General features: G+C 42.6%; 19 protein-coding genes. 5 read left to right on the plus strand and 14 right to left on the minus strand.

Annotated elements, in window-relative coordinates; all coding sequences use genetic code 11:
- Window positions 1-8 precede the first annotated feature (8 nt).
- From tamL to EGM47_RS13285, 3 genes are all read left to right on the plus strand, one after another.
- The gene (tamL, locus tag EGM47_RS13275) at window positions 9-2,309 is read left to right on the plus strand and encodes a translocation and assembly module lipoprotein TamL (RefSeq protein WP_124981320.1); all 2,301 of its coding nucleotides are present in this window, start codon (window positions 9-11) and stop codon (window positions 2,307-2,309) included.
- A gap of 64 nt (window positions 2,310-2,373) precedes the next feature.
- On the plus strand, window positions 2,374-2,889 hold the full coding sequence (locus tag EGM47_RS13280; protein WP_240642463.1) for a DUF805 domain-containing protein: 516 nt from the start codon (window positions 2,374-2,376) through the stop codon (window positions 2,887-2,889).
- A 186-nt stretch (window positions 2,890-3,075) separates the two neighbouring features.
- The gene (locus EGM47_RS13285; RefSeq protein WP_124981321.1) at window positions 3,076-4,188 is read left to right on the plus strand and encodes an endonuclease/exonuclease/phosphatase family protein; all 1,113 of its coding nucleotides are present in this window, start codon (window positions 3,076-3,078) and stop codon (window positions 4,186-4,188) included.
- A 131-nt stretch (window positions 4,189-4,319) separates the two neighbouring features.
- Here the strand turns inward: EGM47_RS13285 and EGM47_RS13290 are convergent, their stop codons facing one another.
- Together EGM47_RS13290 and EGM47_RS13295 are read right to left on the minus strand one after the other, a co-directional pair.
- The gene (locus EGM47_RS13290) at window positions 4,320-4,871 is read right to left on the minus strand and encodes a GNAT family N-acetyltransferase (RefSeq protein ID WP_124981322.1); all 552 of its coding nucleotides are present in this window, start codon (window positions 4,869-4,871) and stop codon (window positions 4,320-4,322) included.
- Window positions 4,872-5,193: 322 nt separating this feature from the next.
- The gene (locus EGM47_RS13295) at window positions 5,194-6,333 is read right to left on the minus strand and encodes a DEAD/DEAH box helicase (RefSeq protein ID WP_124981323.1); all 1,140 of its coding nucleotides are present in this window, start codon (window positions 6,331-6,333) and stop codon (window positions 5,194-5,196) included.
- A 71-nt stretch (window positions 6,334-6,404) separates the two neighbouring features.
- On the opposite strand from EGM47_RS13295, the gene EGM47_RS13300 reads away from it, so the two are divergent.
- Window positions 6,405-7,004: a DNA-3-methyladenine glycosylase gene (locus EGM47_RS13300; RefSeq protein ID WP_124981324.1), complete on the plus strand. Its 600-nt coding sequence runs from the start codon at window positions 6,405-6,407 to the stop codon at window positions 7,002-7,004.
- Between the two features lie 70 nt (window positions 7,005-7,074).
- Here the strand turns inward: EGM47_RS13300 and EGM47_RS13305 are convergent, their stop codons facing one another.
- The 9 genes from EGM47_RS13305 to EGM47_RS13345 form a co-directional block, all read right to left on the minus strand.
- Window positions 7,075-7,863: an SDR family NAD(P)-dependent oxidoreductase gene (locus EGM47_RS13305; RefSeq protein ID WP_124981325.1), complete on the minus strand. Its 789-nt coding sequence runs from the start codon at window positions 7,861-7,863 to the stop codon at window positions 7,075-7,077.
- 79 nt (window positions 7,864-7,942) lie between these two features.
- Window positions 7,943-8,662, minus strand: coding sequence for a methyltransferase domain-containing protein (locus EGM47_RS13310; protein WP_240642465.1), 720 nt, complete (start codon window positions 8,660-8,662; stop codon window positions 7,943-7,945).
- Between the two features lie 62 nt (window positions 8,663-8,724).
- A complete protein-coding gene (locus tag EGM47_RS13315) occupies window positions 8,725-9,471 on the minus strand; it encodes a LytR/AlgR family response regulator transcription factor (RefSeq protein ID WP_124981326.1) in 747 nt (248 codons plus the stop codon).
- The gene (locus tag EGM47_RS13320; protein ID WP_124981327.1) at window positions 9,468-10,259 is read right to left on the minus strand and encodes a sensor histidine kinase; all 792 of its coding nucleotides are present in this window, start codon (window positions 10,257-10,259) and stop codon (window positions 9,468-9,470) included. The genes EGM47_RS13315 and EGM47_RS13320 overlap by 4 nt, the downstream gene beginning before the upstream one ends.
- Window positions 10,252-10,893, minus strand: a complete 642-nt coding sequence (locus EGM47_RS13325; protein WP_124981328.1) for a hypothetical protein — start codon at window positions 10,891-10,893, stop codon at window positions 10,252-10,254. Before EGM47_RS13325 ends, EGM47_RS13320 begins: the two co-directional genes overlap by 8 nt.
- A gap of 14 nt (window positions 10,894-10,907) precedes the next feature.
- Window positions 10,908-11,423: a hypothetical protein gene (locus tag EGM47_RS13330; protein ID WP_124981329.1), complete on the minus strand. Its 516-nt coding sequence runs from the start codon at window positions 11,421-11,423 to the stop codon at window positions 10,908-10,910.
- A gap of 45 nt (window positions 11,424-11,468) precedes the next feature.
- A complete protein-coding gene (locus EGM47_RS13335; RefSeq protein WP_124981330.1) occupies window positions 11,469-12,014 on the minus strand; it encodes a hypothetical protein in 546 nt (181 codons plus the stop codon).
- 2 nt (window positions 12,015-12,016) lie between these two features.
- On the minus strand, window positions 12,017-12,721 hold the full coding sequence (locus tag EGM47_RS13340) for a hypothetical protein (RefSeq protein ID WP_124981331.1): 705 nt from the start codon (window positions 12,719-12,721) through the stop codon (window positions 12,017-12,019).
- A gap of 10 nt (window positions 12,722-12,731) precedes the next feature.
- Entirely contained in the window at window positions 12,732-13,640 is a 909-nt protein-coding gene (locus EGM47_RS13345) for a DUF2589 domain-containing protein (protein ID WP_124981332.1), read from the minus strand.
- Between the two features lie 544 nt (window positions 13,641-14,184).
- Here EGM47_RS13345 and htpG point away from each other — a divergent pair.
- Complete coding sequence (gene htpG, locus EGM47_RS13350) at window positions 14,185-16,071, plus strand: molecular chaperone HtpG (protein WP_124981333.1); 1,887 nt, start codon at window positions 14,185-14,187, stop codon at window positions 16,069-16,071.
- Between the two features lie 261 nt (window positions 16,072-16,332).
- On the opposite strand, the gene EGM47_RS13355 is transcribed toward htpG, so the two are convergent.
- The 3 genes from EGM47_RS13355 to EGM47_RS13365 are packed head-to-tail and all read right to left on the minus strand — an operon-like array spanning window position 16,333 to window position 19,321.
- Entirely contained in the window at window positions 16,333-17,868 is a 1,536-nt protein-coding gene (locus EGM47_RS13355; RefSeq protein WP_124981334.1) for a right-handed parallel beta-helix repeat-containing protein, read from the minus strand.
- Entirely contained in the window at window positions 17,865-18,272 is a 408-nt protein-coding gene (locus EGM47_RS13360; protein ID WP_124981335.1) for an acyl-CoA thioesterase, read from the minus strand. The genes EGM47_RS13355 and EGM47_RS13360 overlap by 4 nt, the downstream gene beginning before the upstream one ends.
- Window positions 18,272-19,321, minus strand: coding sequence for a glutaminyl-peptide cyclotransferase (locus EGM47_RS13365; RefSeq protein ID WP_124981336.1), 1,050 nt, complete (start codon window positions 19,319-19,321; stop codon window positions 18,272-18,274). The genes EGM47_RS13360 and EGM47_RS13365 overlap by 1 nt, the downstream gene beginning before the upstream one ends.
- Between the last annotated feature and the right edge of the window lie 35 nt (window positions 19,322-19,356).

Below are 19,356 nucleotides of genomic sequence, written 5' to 3' on the forward strand. Positions count from 1 at the left end.
TTCCCCGCATGAATAGCACACCATCCTTTTTCAAATCTTCGATTCTGTCCATTTTTTGCTGCACCATTGTAATGCTGTGGGTGTCTTCTTGTGCAGTAAAGAAATATATTCCAGAGGATGAATTGCTATATACAGGAGCTGAATTAACGGTAGAAGTGGACAGCGCAGCTACGGTGAAACAAGTGAGCGAACTCAAAGCAGAATTGGAGAATGTGCTGGCACCAGAGCCAAATGCTAAATTTTTGGGTATGCGACCAGGATTACATTACTGGTACAGGGTCAACAAGGACAGCGCGGGATTTATTGCCAGGTTCCTGAACAGAAAAATAGGTGAGGAACCAGTTTACCTATCTGATGTTGAGCAGGAGGGAACCAGGGATCTGCTGCGCAATAGGCTGGAGAATAGAGGCTTTTTCTTTAGTAATATATCTTCCAGCATAGAACGGGATTCGGCCGCGAGAACTGGTAGTGCTTCTTATCAAGTGATTGTTCCTACTCCTTATACGCTTAAAACTTATCAGGTGGAAAAAGACTCTATTCCATTCTATGACGTATTGCGGACCTTTACTAGGGATTCACCCATTAAAGTAGGTTCTAGATTTGACTTAAGTGCTATGAAACTAGAGCGCAATAGGATCGATCAGGAACTCAAGGAACGTGGTTATTACAACTTTAATGACGGATTTCTGATATTTCAGGCAGATACCAACAGATACGACAATCGTAAATTTGATTTGTTCCTCAAGCTCAAGAAAGATGTGCCTAGTAAATCTGTCAGGCCTTATCGCATCAGAGAGGTGAATGTTTATCCATATAATGTTGTGGATGCTGATAGCACGTTGAAAGACACCACCGAATTTGCTGGGAAGAATTATATTCAAGAAAAACTGTTCTTTAAACCCAAGCGACTAGATCCCTTCATATTGATCGAACCCGGAGATTTGTATAAGCCCAGCGTTTCCAAGTCTACCAGTAGAAGGTTAGGAGCAATAGGGGCTTATAAATTTGTCAACATCGAATATACTGAGGTAGATGCCCTGGCGACAGATAGTTTGGGATATCTGGATGCCAATATTTATCTCTCACCTTTGAACAAAAGAGCGATTAGGGCAGAATTGCAAGGAGTGACCAAATCCAATGACTTTGCCGGACCGAATTTGGGCGTGACTTTCACCAATAGAAATTTATTCAAAGGGGGAGAGGTGTTAAATATCAATGCCAAAGCCGCCTATGAAGTACAAATCACCAGCAACAGCGAGGCTGGACTCACCAGTACCGAATTTGGCCTCGGAGGAGACCTGATCTTTCCCAGAATGTTATTTCCTTATCAGTTTGATAAAGACTACTTTGAGTACAGTATTCCGAAGACCAAAGCTAGTCTGGCGGCAGATATACTCACTCGTAGCAAACTTTACAGCCTACTGACATTTTCAGGAAGCTTTGGTTATATCTGGCAAGCCAATAAATATGTGACTCATGAATTGAACCCAGTGTCGATTAATTATGTCAATTTATTAAATGAATCAGCTGAATTTGAGTCCATCCTGGCGGATAACCCTTTTCTACAAGCCAGCTTTGAGCAGCAATTTATTTCTGGACTGACCTATTCGTTTACTTATAATGGCATGATAAGAAATAACAAAAAACACCTTTTCTTTGTCAATAGTACGCTGGATGTAGCAGGGAACTCGATCAGCCTTTTGTCCAGTGAAAATGACCAAGGAAAAAACGAATTTTTTGGTCTTGAGTATGCCCAATACGCAAAAGCTGATGTAGATTTTAGGTACCATTATAGATTGACCAACGAATCTCGCATTGCCAGCCGACTTTTTGCAGGTTATGGCTTGCCTTACGGTAATAGTGATGTTTTGCCATTCAGCAAGCAATATTTTTCTGGTGGAGCTTATAGCGTACGCGCATTCAGAACCAGATCCCTAGGGCCGGGAACCTACCGTCCTGATGATAGTGATGACCGCTCATTCTTTGATCAGTCAGGTAATTTAAGGCTTGAAGCCAATCTAGAATACAGATTCCCGGTGTTTAATTACGTCAAAGGTGCCGTATTTGCCGATGCAGGTAACGTCTGGACCACCAATGAGGAAGGGCTTCCGGGTGGGGAGTTTAGTGGTAATTTTATCAACGAATTAGGTATCGGGGCTGGTGTCGGTTTGCGTGTAGATATTCAGGGTTTTGTGATCCGATTTGATTTGGCCGCCCCCTGGCATGATCCCACGCGGCCACCGGGAGAACGATGGGAGTTTAGGGCAGATGAACCGGTTTTTAACTTTGCCATTGGCTATCCCTTCTGATTTTTGATAATTGATGTCGCTTTCGCGAAAGCGAAATTACTTATATTGCCACCCAAATATTTCTATGATGGAGCAATCAGCCAACTACAACACAGAACACCGCCCCAGAAGAGGTAGAGAACCATTTACGCCATACCAAGATAATGAGGTGAGCATGATGGGCATGGTTAAGCAATGTTTTCAAAAATATGTTCAATTCAGCGGTAGAGGACGTCGCTCAGAGTATTGGTACTTTAGGTTGTTTCATTTGATGATCGGTCTTCCCTTGTATTTAATGATATCGATCATGGGTTCAGTGCATCAATCTAGTGAATGGGCCGTTCTTCCTTTTGTCATCTATGTATTATTTCAATTGGTTATGTTTTTACCCGGTCTTGCCGCGTTGTCCAGAAGGCTGCATGATACTGGTAAGTCAGGATGGTATTTTTTGCTTATTTTGATTCCAATCATTGGTGCCATAATATTGCTTATTTTTCTGGCTAGCGATAGTCAAGAAGGACCTAATAAATGGGGACCAAATCCCAAAGGTGTGGGAAATCGGGAATTTGATCCAGAGGCGTTTGCCCATTCTTTGGATTAAAAGCATCATTCCATGCCGTTGAGTGCTGAATATTGACCTTTTTCTTCAGGTAGTGATAAGATGATTTTATGTCTGTTCATCGGTATTCTATCACAAAGTATTCTTAAGTATTGATAGACAGTACTTAAACTTAACCCAATCATGAGGTAGCAATAGGAGATAAGCTTAGCTTTATCAAAAAAACTTATGAATTGGAGAGTTACGTTTCAGGTGGTTGGGTTAGTGGCGGCACTGCTGAGCCTATTTCCTTTGTTGGCAGTAGATTTTTGGTGGATCAGAATTTTTGATTTCCCCCATTTATTATTGACGGGTTTTACATTGTTGGCCATCCTTATTTATTTTTTCACTTTTAAGCCACGCTGGATCAATGATTATTTTTATATCAGCGTGTTGATAGGTTGTTTTATTTTTCAATGTTCTAAAATCATTGATTATACGCCATTTGTTGATGTTGAGGTAAATGAGTCGACCGCTGATGTATCCAAAGAGGATCAACTCACTGTCTATACCGCCAATGTTCTTCAAAAAAATGATGAGGGTAAGGAGCTGTTTAAGGAAATAAAGGATAAACGTCCTGATGTGATCGTATTCACTGAAACCAACAAGGAATGGACCCAGAGATTGCGTGATGAAATTGGCTCAATTTATCCATATAAAGTGGAGCAGCCACAAGAAAACACCTACGGAATGCTGGTGTATTCCCAACTTGAATTGGTTGATCCCGAAGTAAGATTTCAAGTTGATCCTGAAATTCCATCAATACACACTAAGGTTAGAATGAACAATGGCTCGCAGTTTAGACTATTTGCCATCCATCCTACACCGCCCATGCCACAGCACAATCCTATGAGTACAGATAGAGATCAGGAATTAATGAAAACAGCCATTGAAAGTCACCAATCCGAACTACCAGTGATAGTCATGGGTGATTTTAATGATGTATCCTGGTCAGACAGCACTCAACTGACTAAGATCATAGGAGGTTTATTGGACCTGCGCATCGGTCGAGGCTTTTATAATACCTATCACGCAAATTACCCTATATTTCGCTGGCCGCTTGACCATATTTTGGTTTCTGAAGAATGGCGTTATGTAAATGCTGATACCGGAGAATCCAACGGAAGCGATCATTTTCCCACTTTTGCTACACTGTCTTTTGAACCAGAGCGAGCTGAAGAGCAAAAACCTGCCCCTCCAAGTGAAGCAGATTGGAAAAATGCCAAAGATCAATTGGATAAAAATGCGTTAAATAGTTTTTCTGATTTACCAGATGCCCTGGATGGGATGATATCGGATTGAAATAGGAGGTCTACCAACTGATTTCAAGGAAGTTTAAGTAGTTCATTAAGCAGATTTTTAGTAGAGCGTAAGAAAGATGGCTGACCCGAATTTGGGTAAAGCATGGTTTTTTATCTCCATTCTATCTGTGTTTAATTAGCTTTTCTTTTGTCCGTTTCAAGGATGGAATATTCAAAATTATCAGACCATCCAGATTTTAGAGGTAATACTTGTCTTAAACGTCCTTCTTTTATCATTCCAGCTTTTTCAAGTACCCTGATAGAACCCATATTTCCAACCGCACATCCTGCCTCTATGCGGTGTAATTTGAGATCATCAAACCCAAAATTAATGACCGCTACTAACGACTCAGTAGCAAAACCCTGTTTCCAATAGTCCGCATGTATTTTGTACCATACTTCTGCTCGTCTGTACTTTTCTTTGCCCAGTTTTAATCCAAATAGTCCGATGAAATCTCCGCTTTTATTCTCAATGGCAAAGGTGTAATTCTTTAGGTTGACCAACTTATTTTCGGCAATCCAAGGTTCAATGATACGTTTAGTTTCTTCGATATTTTTAGGAATACCAAGTGTATTGAATTCATCTGTTGCAGGTAAAGCATGTAGTTGATGAATCGAATTTAAATCCGACCAGTCAATTAATCTCAACTTTAGTCGCTCAGTTGTTATTTCTATTCCTTTCATTTATCAATGATGTATCAGGTTTGGGAAAGATACCATGTCAAATTTAAAAGTTGGTTTTGATCCTTGTTTTGGAGCACATCAAATGATATATGCGCTGTACTGCGGAAGAATCTGAATCTTTCGGATAATATTGTAATGCCTATCTATATTCTTAAAAATCTATGTTCGACAAATCTTGAACTGTGGCAAATATATTGGAGTTAGCTAGTCGGTAAATACCTGGCTCATGGTCAATCAACTTTTCTTAATCGTGACAATTGATAGTTGAAGTTAGAAATTTCTATATCATCAATGTCCTATTTATAAAGAAGCCACACTTAGTTTAACTATTCCATTCTTCCAGATCTTCCATCCATACTTTTTGGCCGGTCTTTTTTTGAATGATGCGCATGTGATGGGCTTCTTCTGGGCTTACTAAACTGATAGCAACACCTGTCCGATCAGCGCGCCCAGTACGACCGATGCGGTGGATGTAGTCTTTGGGTGAGCGCGGGAGTTCGTAGTTGATCACATAAGGCATAAATTCGATATCAATACCACGCGCCAATAGATCGGTGGTGACCAAGCATTGTACACCGGTCACAGCGCCTTGTTTGAAGTCGGCCAGGTTATTGTTTCTGATGCTTTGGCTTTTTTTACCGTGGATGGCTTTAGATTTGATCCCGTTGGTATTTAATTTATCATTGACATGTTCAACTTGATAAGTAGAGGAGCAAAAAATCATCACTTGTTGCATATCCATTTTATGGATCAAATGGCGTAGTAAGACGCCTTTTTTCTCCGATACCACCCGATAGCCCAGCTGTTTGATCTGGGAGAGATCGGCTTTGGGTGTCTTGATTTCAATCACCGCCGGATCGCTGAGTAGTAGTCCGCTGATTTGTTCCACTTGGGGATTCAGCGTGGCCGAAAAAAGCAGATTCTGTCGTTGCTGGGGCAAAGCATTTAAAATATAATCTACCTCGTCCCTAAAACCCATCGACAACATCTTGTCGGCTTCGTCCATTACCAATACACGACATGCAGCAAGGGATACGGCATTGGAATCCATTAGATCGATCAGCCGCCCAGGAGTCGCCACCAAAATATCCACCTTGTTCATGTTCATCATTTGCACGTTCACGCTGACGCCGCCATAAACGGCCATGGTAATCAGTGGGCGATCCATTTGTTTAGCCAGATCAATAATGACTTGTCCCACTTGTTCGGCCAACTCGCGGGTAGGTACGAGTACGAGTCCGCTGATTTGCCGATTCTTGGAGACAATGTCTTTTAAGCCTTGCAATAAGGGCAGGGCATAAGCCAACGTCTTTCCCGAACCCGTAGGTGCGATCCCCATGAGGTCCCTGCCTTTTAACACCTCTGGAATGGCTTGTTGTTGTATGGGTGTAGGTTGAGCGTGACCTTGTTGTTGTAAATATTGCAGTAGGGGAGCAGGGAGGTCCCAATCATTAAAAGACATAGTGCACATTTTATACAAAGGTAGATTTTAAAGCAGCAAATGGATTGTCGCAAAGCCTGTATATTTAGGCCATGAAGCTCCCCGTTACCTATTACCAGCAAGATGATGTGGTCGCCCTGGCCCGTGACCTGATCGGTAAAAAGATCGTCTCCATGGTCAATGATCGCCTTACCAGTGGCATTATCACTGAGACCGAGGCCTATCGTGGTCATGGTGATAAAGCATGTCATGCACACCTGGGTCGTTTTACCGACCGCACCAAAGTCATGTATGAACCAGGAGGCGTGGCTTATGTGTACCTGTGCTATGGCATCCACCATTTGTTTAATATCATCACCAATTCTAGGGATCAGGCCGATGCCATTTTAATCCGCGCTGTTGAACCTTTGGAAGGTATAGAGACCATGCTGGAACGACGCGGGAAGTCCCAATTGGACAAAACACTTACCTCAGGTCCGGGAAATTTTAGCAAAGCTTTTGGGCTGGATCGCTCCCATTACGGTGAGGAACTCACGGGTGAAACCATTTGGTTAGAAGAAGTGGAAGGTACCCGCTTTCGCGAAAGCGATATCACCACCAGCAAACGCATAGGGATTGACTATGCCGAAGATGATAAACATCTCCCATGGCGATTCTATCTCAACACTTCCAAGTATGTGAGTAAGCCTTAGACCATGGCTATTGATCAACACCCCTTTCAGGTGGGCAGTAATAATTGTCAAGGGTTGATTTGACTAAGATTTAAGCCGATTCCTCTGGGGTTTGCATTTTTTCTACCATTTTGAGAATCACTTTTTTGGGAGTAAGTGGTAGACTGGCAAGCATAGCTTTTTGGCCAAAACTCAATCCAGCTTTGATATCCATTTTACCTTTCAGCATGGCATCGTATCCGGTTTGGGCGACTTCAGTGGCACTGGCGGTTTGTTCAAACAATGAGGTCTTGTCCATCCCAGAAGTGTTACCAAAATCAGTAGCAGTGGCGCCTGGCATTAAATTGGTCACGGTGACCGCTGTGTCTGATAATTCCTGTGAAATAGCGTTACTCAAAGAACGCACAAAAGCTTTGGTAGCAAAATATACTGCTTGCATGGGGCCTGGCATCAAACTGGCTGTCGAAGAAACATTTAAAATCCTACCCGAATTCCTGGCCACAAATTCTGGCAGAAATAGTCGGCTCAAATGAGTCAGCGCCATAACGTTGAGCAATATCATTTGCTGATCCTGCTCCCAGGGCCGCTCATGAAATTTGCCTATACCGCCAAAACCTGCATTGTTGATCAGGTAGTCAACACGCAAATCTTCATTTTGAACCTGGTTATAAATATCTTGAGTAGCGCCTGGATCCGTCAGGTCTTTTATTATAACCTTAACCTGGACGCCATATTCATCTTGCAATTCTTGCTGAAGCTGAAGGAGTTCGTTTTCACTCCTGGCGATGATGATCAGGTCACCTCCCTGAGAAGCGTGTATTTTGGCGAGCTCTTTCCCAATACCTGAGCTAGCACCCGTTATCAATGCCGTCTTTTTCATAAATTTTATTTGTTTGTTGACCAGAAGATAGGTCTGTAGCTGATTGTAAAGCATTGACTTGTCAATACTTTAACAGGTTTTAGTCGATGGGGCTGAGCCGCGCGAGGTATTCGTGATGATCACCTTCCATCAGGATCTCCATGTCAAATCCGCCGGCCACAGCATAGGATTCCAACAGCTCTGCATGTAGATATAGCCAGTCAAAACTCGGAGATGTCATGCCGCGATATTTCCACTGAAAATCGACGGCGCCATAGTAGGTTTGGGAAGAAGGAACCCATAAACCACCATCATCCTCATCCTCAAACAGGAATTTTAAATCAGAGCTATCGATCAAAATCTGACCACCAGGTGCCAACAATTGTTTTAGATGACTCAACCCCCAAGTGACCCGATCCAGGCTACCAAAAATTCCGGTGCCATTCATCAATAAAAGCAAGCTGTCGTAGGTGCCTTTGTGCTCCCAGATACTTTCTTGGTAGACCTGCGTTGTATATTTTAACCGGTCTTTCAGGACCCTACAGGCCCCAGGACTTTGATCCAGCGCATTCACTTCCAGCTGGCGTTGTTCCAAGACCAAACTGTGACAACCCGATCCCGCACCGATGTCCAAAACCTTTTTGCGACAGGCGTCCAGTGCAATCTTTTCCAAAGCAGGCATATCTTCCCAAGTTCTGAACAAATAGGGTAGTGGCAATACATCATCCTCCATGATACTGCTGAGCACTTGGAGGTCTTCAGTATAATTACCTTGATGATAATCGCTTAAAGCGCTACCGTAAACGTCTGAGGGATTCACTTTTTTTTGGCAAAGCTAGGCGATTTCTGGAAACTGCAGGCTTTAGTTGGTGCAGGATCAAACTATTCGTTTTTTAGTAAATTAAGGAAATCGGATCGCTTGGACCTGGCTACAGGCACCGCTATATCACCATTAATCACTACATAACCGTCATTGAGATACCTGGAAATATGGGACATATTGATGATGTAGGATTTATGCACATGATAAAAATCCTTGTGGTCCAAGAGTTTTTTAAAATGACCTATGCTGTTACTGCTCAATATGGCTTTGCGGTGGGTGAAATGGATTTTGGTGTAGCCATCGACACCTTCGCAATGGGTGATGTTTTTTACCTTGACAAATTCCAGACCGTCGGTGGAAGGAATTACCAGTTTTTTTTTCTGAAATTTCTGAATGCCCAAATTTTCTATAAGCTGTTTGTTTTTCTTTAAGGCATTTTTGTCTTCAATATTTCTTTTGGCGTGCTCGATGGCTTCTACTAGATCTTCATTGTCAATAGGTTTAACCAGATAGCCAATCGCACAATGTTTGATGGCGTCCAGGGCATATTGGTCAAAGGCGGTAGCAAATATGATCTCAAAATCAGGATGAGAAAATTGCTCCAGCAATTCAAACCCGCTCATTCCAGGCATGGCGATATCAATAAAGACCAAGTCCGGTCGTTTTTCACTGATGATTTCAAATGCATTTTTAGGATCTTCGATAGTGGCAATCACCTCCAGAGCAGGACATAAGCGTTCAATTTTGTTTTGGAGGATGGCGATGGCTTTGGGCTCGTCATCGATGATGATAGTGCTTATCTTCATGGTATTAGGTTTTTGAAGGTGATACAAACACGGGTTCCCTGTCCCTCATTGAGATCGGCGCGGTCTGAAATATCATAGGAAATCTCCCAATCCCTGCTCTCATTAAGGATCTCCAAACGTTCAGAAATAACTGCGCTGCTGTGTGCTTTGGTTTGTCCTTGTTGTTCTTGAGAAAGTTGTTTTGACTGGTTCAGCCCGATGCCGTCATCGGTGATAATGACTTTGAATTCATCTTCGCCCAATGATTCGAAACGTACTTCAATACGACCCACTCCTTGTTTATGAAAAATACCGTGGTTAACCGCATTCTCCAAAATCGGTTGCAAGATCATAGTTGGAATCATGAGCTCATCTGTAGCCAAATCGTCATCCATATAGATGTCGTACTGCAATTGGTCTTCAAACCTGAGTTTCTCTATCTGTAAGTAGTTGTTGATAAAGAAAATTTCATCCTCTAGACTTAGGGATTTACTGCGTGAGTATTCAAAAAACTGACGCATAAGTTTAGAGAATTTGGTCAGATAATCTTCAGATACTTCTACTTCATTACGCTGGATATAATACTGAATGGCGTTGAGACTGTTATGTACAAAATGCGGATTCATCTGGCTGCGCAATGCGTTAAGTTCTGCATCAAACTGTCTTTGTTGAGCAGCCATTTTTTCTTCCATCTTCTCACGCATCAATTGGTTTTTCCGGTTGCTGAAAGTGACAAATAAGGAAATCATCCCGATCGTAATGAGCAAGGAAAAAGCGATAACGCCGATTAAGACAGAGTAATCATTCATAAACAGGTTTCTTCAAACAAAAGGCATAAATAAAACAGCCGTACATCATCAAATTAAAAAAGATCAAGACACCACTGACCTGCCAGGTCAATCTACTCAAGTTAGGCAGGAACAAAACATAAGGCATGGCATTAATATGAAACACAAAAAAACCAATGGCTATCCAAAATGGTCGATGCGCCTTAAAGCGTTGTATAGCATCTTTGCGCAGCAATTGGTTAAAAAAAATAAAGACTGTGACCGTAATGGTCAAGGCCGCTGCTATTACCAAGGCCGGAAGCTCATAAGTATATACATCCAGACGAGATAGGCCGATGAAATAACTGGCGGTCATCAGCATTGCACTAGATATACCCAACCATTTTAATTCCAGGTACAAGTAAAACCAATAGATAGCAAAAAACATCGCTCCCAGGGTATAAATATCAATCACAGCTGACGGGTTGACGCCTAATCCCCAGACCACGTACTGGCTGAGGATTTCCATAAGAATCGTAAAACTGAGGAAAGGAAGAAAAATCCATTCCCTGGTATGCCTGATATGTTTCCAGCGATACAGTACTAGCCCAAAGGCCAATAAGATCAAAGCATAAATGATAGCGATGGAAACATAATAATATACGTATTTATCCATCTTACCGCTCTATGTTAAGGATAGTTCAACTCACTAGGCGGCATACCAGAATTTCCCATGTTCAGTCCGTCGGCATCGGGCAGATTGGGTTCAGTTACCACATTGTTTTCCTGTACCAATTGGCCAGCGCCTGCAAATCTACCAGTTCCATAAAAGAATACAGTAGATCTGGGTGTACCGTTCTGAATCCCACTTGCGCCAAAATATACACGCATACCCAAATGGTCATAATTATTATCCCGACCGTATTGTTCTACATAATTGATGTAATTTTTCAAATCCTCAAGATCAAACCAAACTTCGCGATGATCCTGATAAACCCTTCCATCTCTGGCCACTAAGGAATCCTGGTAGATAAAACGCTTGTAATTTTCTTCCAATTGGTTGGCGCGTTGGGCATTGATTTTTCCTGGCGTGGACTGCCAGGCTGCTTCAATTTCACCTGCCGTGGGACCGCAATGCTCTGCACAGGAAGATAGCGTTAAGACCAAAATAAAGGCCGTAAAAAGGTAATTGATTGTTGTTTTCATAATATAGAATTGTTGGTTACGGGTTAAAATTACGATTTTAAGGTCTTAAAATTCTATCTCTTCGGCTATGATACGTATAACGTCTTGTCTACCTAGAGATGCGATTGCACTTTGTATGCTTGGTGCCAATTGCTCGTGCCGCTGAAATTGTTGCAACAATGACTCTATAAAGGCGGTAAATTCCATTCCAGGCTGGTGGCGTATCATACCGGCTTCCCGGGCAGGAACCAGAATTTGCTTGATCATGGATCTTACGCTCTCTATTTTGGCTTCCAGTTCACGGTATCTGTCAGTCAATAATTGCTGGACAGGCTGGACCGTTGCCAGTGCTGCCAGGCGTTTTCTTTTAGATCGGCTACCAGATTTTTTTGCCATTTCCTGCTGGCCATCGATAATGCTTGCGCGAAATCCGGCCAATTCTGCCGATTCAGCATACCCATATTGCCTCAACTGATCTTCCATGTGTCTAAGCCATTCGATCCACTGGTCGCTGGTCGCATGATCCCTACGCTGAAATCCATCCACGAACCCAGATATTTTATCTAATTCGCGACCTATTTCTTTGGCAGGAGTGAGGACTGATTTTCTCATGACTATTCAGGTAGTAATCGGTTGTGGACCTGACCATCAGGATCGCTGGAACTGTGCCATTCCATCCCGTCTTCAAAGAGTTTCATTTTGATGCGTATGATACTCTCGTTGGGAATTTCTCTCAATTGGCCTGCCTCCACGATCACCCTCGCATTTTCCAGCTTATTGGTGATGGTTTTGCCAGTGACCTGGGATTTAAGATTGTTACGCAGCAGGCTTTTATAGGCCATGACAGGTTGATCTTGGTCGGTGGAAGCTATACGGTCCATCTCTATGGCTTTGGAAAATAGGCTTCCTGCTGCGTCTTCATATTTTTTAAAAGCCTCTTCCTTGGGAACATTGGCCTTGAGGTCGGTTTCCAGGGTTTGGGATAATTGTGCAATTTTTGAATTGAGATAACTGCTGGTTTTTCGTGAAAACGAACTTACCCTTGCAGCATCTTTCATCAAAGCGTAGCTGGAGGTGTTGAAGGATTTATTGTCAATGGGTTGGTAATCCGGCTGGTGTTGCTGCTGGTCAAAACCATCGATGGCCACGGGAATATCCAATTCTATATCCTGGGCACGAAATCGAGGCACCGGAAAGTTTTTCAGTAAATCATCTCCCGCATAAACCTGCGCGATTCTGGCAGACTCCACGTCTGCCATGACTCGCGCCTGGTTCACACTTGAGATCAAGGTTCCTAGATATTCTTGTAGTGGGACCATGGCTCAAAATTTAGTTTCCGGTGGGTTGGGCCACAATGGCACCCTCCAAAATGTTCAACAATTTTTCCATTCCTTCTGGAATCTCGTCTTGGGTAACTTTGATTTTAACGCCCATGTGGAAGGTTTTGTCTACCTTACTTCCCTGACGGGTATTTCTTTGGTAAGACACATTGGTCTTCAGGTTGACCGTGTTGACGTTTTTATTGAAATTTAAGCTACCCGCAAAGGAATAGTTCTTATTGGTGTTCTGATTGCTCATGGACGCACTGGTACCAAATTTGAACTGGGTTCCTACGCGATTGTACTCCATGCTAGTGATCTTGGCATTGAAATCAATGTTTCCTTCGTCTACCCTTATAAACGGAATAGGCATCATGGTCAGGATAGGTACTTCGAGTTTCATTTCCTCAAAAACGGCAGGTACAGCATCGATATCCTCTGTAGTCAGATCAAAAGTGGCACCCGTCCCGGTTCCTCCTGTTCCTGCTACGCCATTGGCTTCAGTAACGTTACTTGTTCCATCACCACTAAACGAAATGGCATTGATGATTCCTGTTGCGGTGACACCAGTCACATTGACGGTGATACCATCTACGATCAAGGTATCACCGACCTCATATCCAGTACCACCAGAATTAATGGTCAGATCATCCAGCTGATCATTGACCGCAGGTTGGTATGGCTGGACCAGCTTTGGGTATTTAAAGCTTACATAAATAGGTTCACCAGGAGTAATCTCACCGGTGGCTTCATCTTCGGTGTCTGGCGTGAATCCTACACTTTTAACAAAATCCACAGTGGCTAGTGCCGCCTTGGATTGTGCGTCTACAATGGCTCCTAACGGACCTCCAATCAAGGATGAAAAATCCAGGTCTGAAAGTTCTTGGCCTGGGTCGTAATTTGATGGACTTGTTGGCATAATACATATTTTTTATGGTTCCCTACTCGTTTGAACAGGCTTTTCGGGTATCGCCTGATACTGATATGAATACCAGTGTTGAGATGAGGAGAATAGACAAGGAATATAAAATTCCGTATCCATAAGCAAAAGTGGGACTCCCAACATCGCTGTACAAGCCGCATTCCTTCAATGGTCACTTTCAATCCATCATCGGGATAAATGACCTGAGTTTCGGAAAAGGCAGAATCAGTAAGCCTCTGAAATAGATAAGGAGATACTCAAAAAAAGGAAAAGCCGCACGATTTCTCGACACGGCTCCTTCCCCTAAATCTTCTTTCCCCTTTGTTTCAATGAACACTGCAAATATGCATCAGTAGTTGAGTTGGCCAAACACCCAATACGTGAACGGTATCTTTCAAGGCAGGAACGGTATGGCTCGTCTCAGGACGCTGTCAGCTTGTCAGATGTATTGGATTGGTATAAGGCTTGAGTAGATCGGTGCAGACGGTATCGCTTTCGCGACAGCGTACCCGATCAACATTAAATAAAACTTATATAACATATGTCACAACAAGGAACCATTAATGTAGCGGTAGAAAATATCTTCCCGCTCATCAAAAAGTTTTTATACAGCGACCACGAAATATTTTTGAGGGAATTGGTATCTAATGCAACGGATGCCACGCTGAAGCTAAAACACCTCGCCCGTATTGGTGAGGCCAGTGTCGAGTTGGGTGATCAGCAGATCGAGATCAAGATCGATAAGGACGCCAAAACCCTGAGCATCATCGACCAGGGAATTGGGATGACTGAAGAGGAAGTACAGAAGTATATCAACGAGGTAGCCTTTTCTGGTGCCGAGGAATTTTTGGAAAAGTACAAGGACACGGCCAAGGACAGCGGAATTATAGGTCACTTTGGACTCGGGTTCTATTCTGCCTTTATGGTAGCAGACAAGGTAGAGATCATCACCAAGTCGTATAAGGATGAACCTGCCGTACACTGGACTTGTGACGGCTCACCTAATTATACCATCGAGCCAGCGGATAAAGAGCAGTTTGGAACTGAAATTATCTTGCATATCGCAGAGGATGAAACTGAATTTTTGGAAGAGTCCCGTGTACGCGAACTCTTGACCAAGTACAACAAGTTCATGCCGGTGCCCATTAAGTTTGGTACCAAAACTGAAACCTTAGAGAAACCAGAAGATGCCAAAGAGGAGGATCCAGCACCTACTCAAGAGGTAGATAACATCATCAATAATCCAGATCCGGCTTGGACCAAACAACCGGCCGACCTGGAAGACGAAGATTATAAAAAATTCTATAGGGAACTATACCCTATGCAATTTGAGGAGCCTTTGTTCCACATCCACTTGAATGTGGATTATCCATTCAATCTGACCGGAATTTTATATTTCCCAAAGATGACCCAAGACCTCAATGTACAAAAGGACCGTATCCAATTGTACCAGAACCAAGTATTTGTTACCGACAATGTAGAAGGTATCGTCCCTGAATTCCTAACCATGTTGCGCGGTGTGATTGATTCGCCAGATATTCCGCTGAATGTATCAAGATCGTACTTGCAAGCCGATGGAGCGGTAAAAAAGATTTCCAGTTATATCACCCGTAAGGTAGCCGATAAGTTGAAGAGTTTATTCAATGAGGACCGTGAAGCTTTTGCCAATAAGTGGGATGATATCAAGATCGTCATCGAATACGGTATGCTTAGCGAAGAAAAGTTTTTTGAAAAGGCAGATAAATTTGCTTTGTATCCGACAGTGAGTGGTGATTATTTGTTGTGGGACGAACTGATTGAAAAGATCAAGCCAGCCCAAACAGATAAAGATGATAAAACGGTCATTTTGTATGCGTCTAATAAAGATGCTCAACACGCCTATATTGATGCGGCTCAGAAAAAGGGATACGAAGTATTACTACTAGATTCTCCAATCGTGTCACATTTGATGCAAAAATTAGAAACCAGTAAGGAGAAAATCAGCTTTGTACGAGTGGATGCTGATCATGTAGATAATCTGATCAAAAAGGATGAGGAGCAATTGTCTAAGTTGACTGATGAAGAAAAGGAAGAACTGCAGAAAACCGTAACCGAAACGCTAGAGGACAGCAACTATACGGTGCAAGTAGAACCTATGAGCTCTGATGCCGCACCTTTCATTATCACACAGCCTGAATTCATGAGACGTATGAAAGAAATGCAAGCGACTGGCGGTGGCGGAATGATGATGGGGCAGATGCCAGATATGTATAACCTGGTGGTGAATGGAAATCACGAATTGGTACAGCAAATTTTCAATGAAAAAGATGCAGAGAAACAAAAAGCCTTGATCCATCAGGCGGTAGATCTAGCTAAATTGTCTCAGGGATTATTGAAAGGTGAAAAGCTCACTGCTTTTGTGAACCGCAGTTATGAGATGATCAAATAAGCTTACTATTTTTAGAAGTCTAGACAGGCGGTGGAGTTGATCCATCGCCTGTTTTTGTTATATATCCATTAGCGGGCCGGCGTTAACATCAACCTTTGGCGACCAGCCGCCATTGTAGATGGATTGACTTGAATAAAAACAGCTTTGAGGGCTAATTATACCATTAAATTGTAAATCAAATTTGCCCTTAGTCCTTGCTTATTGTACTGCAGATCAATTCAGTTATTTGAATCATCTAGTAGAAGAAAATAACGCTGTGTTTTAATTCTCAAGATCAGTACTTTCAAAGGCGCCAGCGTCTGGAGTGTTGCCTCGCATCGTACCTTCTATATCCGTGGCAGTGGCCGTAACTGGATCGGCCAGACCGTTTGCTCCACTCGAATTATCTATACGCAGTAAAAAGGACCTGGGATCTTCAAATGCTGGATCAGTATTCAACACTGTGTTATCAAACAAACTAGTATTTGAAAAATCGTAAAGCGGATTACCTTCAAAATCGTTGCTAAAATCGTTAAATCTCAATAAGGTGTTCTCCAGTTTATAATTGAATGCTGTACCAGAGGCTTCTAGCAGTCCAAGCTCTAGATTTCGATTGCCATATATAATACAGTTCCTGAACAAGGCTTGGCTTAATGGCTCAGTCAGGTCGGTGTTGGGAATCGTGTTGGAAAGAAATAAAGTCGGATCCTGGCGCAAACTGGAACTCCAATAGTTGGTAATGGTACAGTTGTTAAACAAATAACTTCCTCCCAATCTTGCCACAATCGTAGATTGTCCAGCATTGTGAAAGATGGAGTTAGAGGCAGAGATATCAGCAGTAGAGGCAATGATGGCCGAGTTGGCACTGTTGAGGATTTGGCTATTCCTGATTTGAAGGGTTGCGCCATTAGAAGCAGGATTGGAGCTATCCATTAAAATACCCACGCTGGCATTTTTAATGGTCACGTTGTCCAGCTCATGGTCACGGCTTCCGGCAGTCAGCCAGATGCCAAACCATTGCCCAGCCACATCTGCATATTCTGGCTCTAGACGATCTCCTTCTAATATGACCTGATTCTCCATTGATTCAGTCATAGAAAGTGATCCATTAATTTTTAAACTTCCTTCATTGGCCACAATAATACCACTGCGGTTGTGAAAATAAAGTCTAGCTCCTGGATCAATTGTTAGTGTTTGATTGGGGCTTACTGCGGCAAAACCGTAAATAACATATGGCTTTTCATTGGTAAAATTGAGCTCATTATTATCTAGGAAAAATCCTGAAAGGCAAATTTCCTCACCATCTTCTGTGGTACCCAGTAGAATACATTCAGTGACTCCCTGCGCATCTCTTTCAGGAAAAAGGAAAATAGCATCCTGGATCAGGGTCACCAATTCTACCTGTTGCAGGTTGGCACCCGAATCAAATTCAATACGATCTTCATATAAAAACTGATTGTCATTGGTAAAATCGGTGATGTCCACGGTGGTTTCAACAAACACATACATGGAATCTTTGGCGAGCAATTCGACGTTTTCAAATATCTGCCCGGGTACACCATCTACAGCTAGTCGGTATCTTGAATTGGCGCCCTGAGCTAATGCTACCCTGGGAATAATGATATCTTCGTTGCTGCGATTATAAACTTTAAAAGTACGCGTGCTACTGCCTATACTGGAAAACACCGTATCTAAATATACCGTATCCTGAGAAAATTCCAGATTTCCAGAGCTCTCAGTAAATTCGAAGTCGTTCCGGCAGGAGGATATCAAAACCAACACCGTCAGACCACAGAGACATAGCAAAATTTGTTTCATGCAATTTCAAATATATTTCTCAATTCGCGGGAGATTCCCATTGGCTTTCCCTTTTTATCCACCGCACACCAATCGGCCGTGGTCTGGGCCAATACCACACCGGTATCTGCCTGTTTGATGACTACAAAACGCTCATAACGCACGTTTGTTGCCCTACCTACCTGGGTTTGAACTAGAATCTTGTCTCCCAAAACAGCAGATTTCTTGTATTCAATGCAATGTTTGAGCATGACCCAGTCACATGTTTCCCTTAGGTGTTTTGGCGCTCGCTGCAGCCAGTGTTGTTCTGCAATATCATTAGCCCACTTTACATATACCACATTGTTGACATGATTCATGTCATCTATTTCGCCAGGTTCCACCATTCTGGTCTGTTCAAATATGGGAGAAGAGGGATCCAACATCAGCGTAAGATTTCGATTTCAAACATTTTTGACCAGCGCTTACCCGTCACAAAAAGTCTGTTGTTCATCTTATCGTAGGCTATACCGTTCAACACATTGTCATCGCCGCTGAATTCAGGAACTTGTTTGACCAAAGAATTGAGATTAATGGCAGCTTCTACCGCACCAGAGGATGGGTCAATAATAAAAATCAGGTTTTCCTGATAAACATTGGCATAGATCTTACCGTCGATCCATTCCAATTCGTTGATCTTTTTATAAATCTGTTGGTTGTCCACCACTTCAATATATCCCAATTCTCTAAAGGTCACTGGGTCAATTTTCCATATTTTGGAAGTTCCATCACTTTTATATAGATACTGCCCATCGTTGGTCAGTCCCCAACCTTCCTTACTTTCATTATAAGCAAAATCGCCTATCGGATTCAGTTCCAAATCATAGATATAAGCCATTCGGCTTTTCCAGGTAAGTTGATAAACTTTGTTGTCCAAGATGGTAAGTCCTTCGGCAAACTGGCTGAGTGGTAGCTCCACTTTCTTCAAGGTTTCTCCGGTTTCTACATCGGTAATTCGCACATCAGATTCTTTGAATTGTCCAGTGCTCTCGTAGAGTTTGTCCTCGTGGAATTCCAATCCCTGTGTATAACTTTCAGTAGGATGTGGATACGTATTAATAATCCGGTAGTTGTAGATTTTTGGCTTGATGTTGGAAAGCCTTTTGATGGAAGCTGATACAGTAGTGCTCATTCCGTCTTTATAGACTTTGGCTTTAAAAGTCAGTTTTCCCAGCGGTTGATTCGTTAGCTTTCGCGAAAGCGACACCCCACTCGCTCCATCAATTCGAGCCGCATTTTGTGTCCAAACCACGCTATCCACACCCATGGATGACTCATCGGTCAAAGATAATTCTACGGAATCCGTATCTGACCAGCTGGACTTTGGGTTATTGATTTCCAATGCATAATTATCCTTGAACCGATCAATTTCGGTTTTACAGGCTGACAATGAGAGGGCTGCAAGAACCAATGAAAGGCTATATCTCCAATTCATAAAGCTTGTTTTTCAAAGCCGAAAGATAGTTATAA

Source organism: Nonlabens xiamenensis (assembly GCF_003865345.1).
GTDB lineage: Bacteria > Bacteroidota > Bacteroidia > Flavobacteriales > Flavobacteriaceae > Nonlabens > Nonlabens xiamenensis.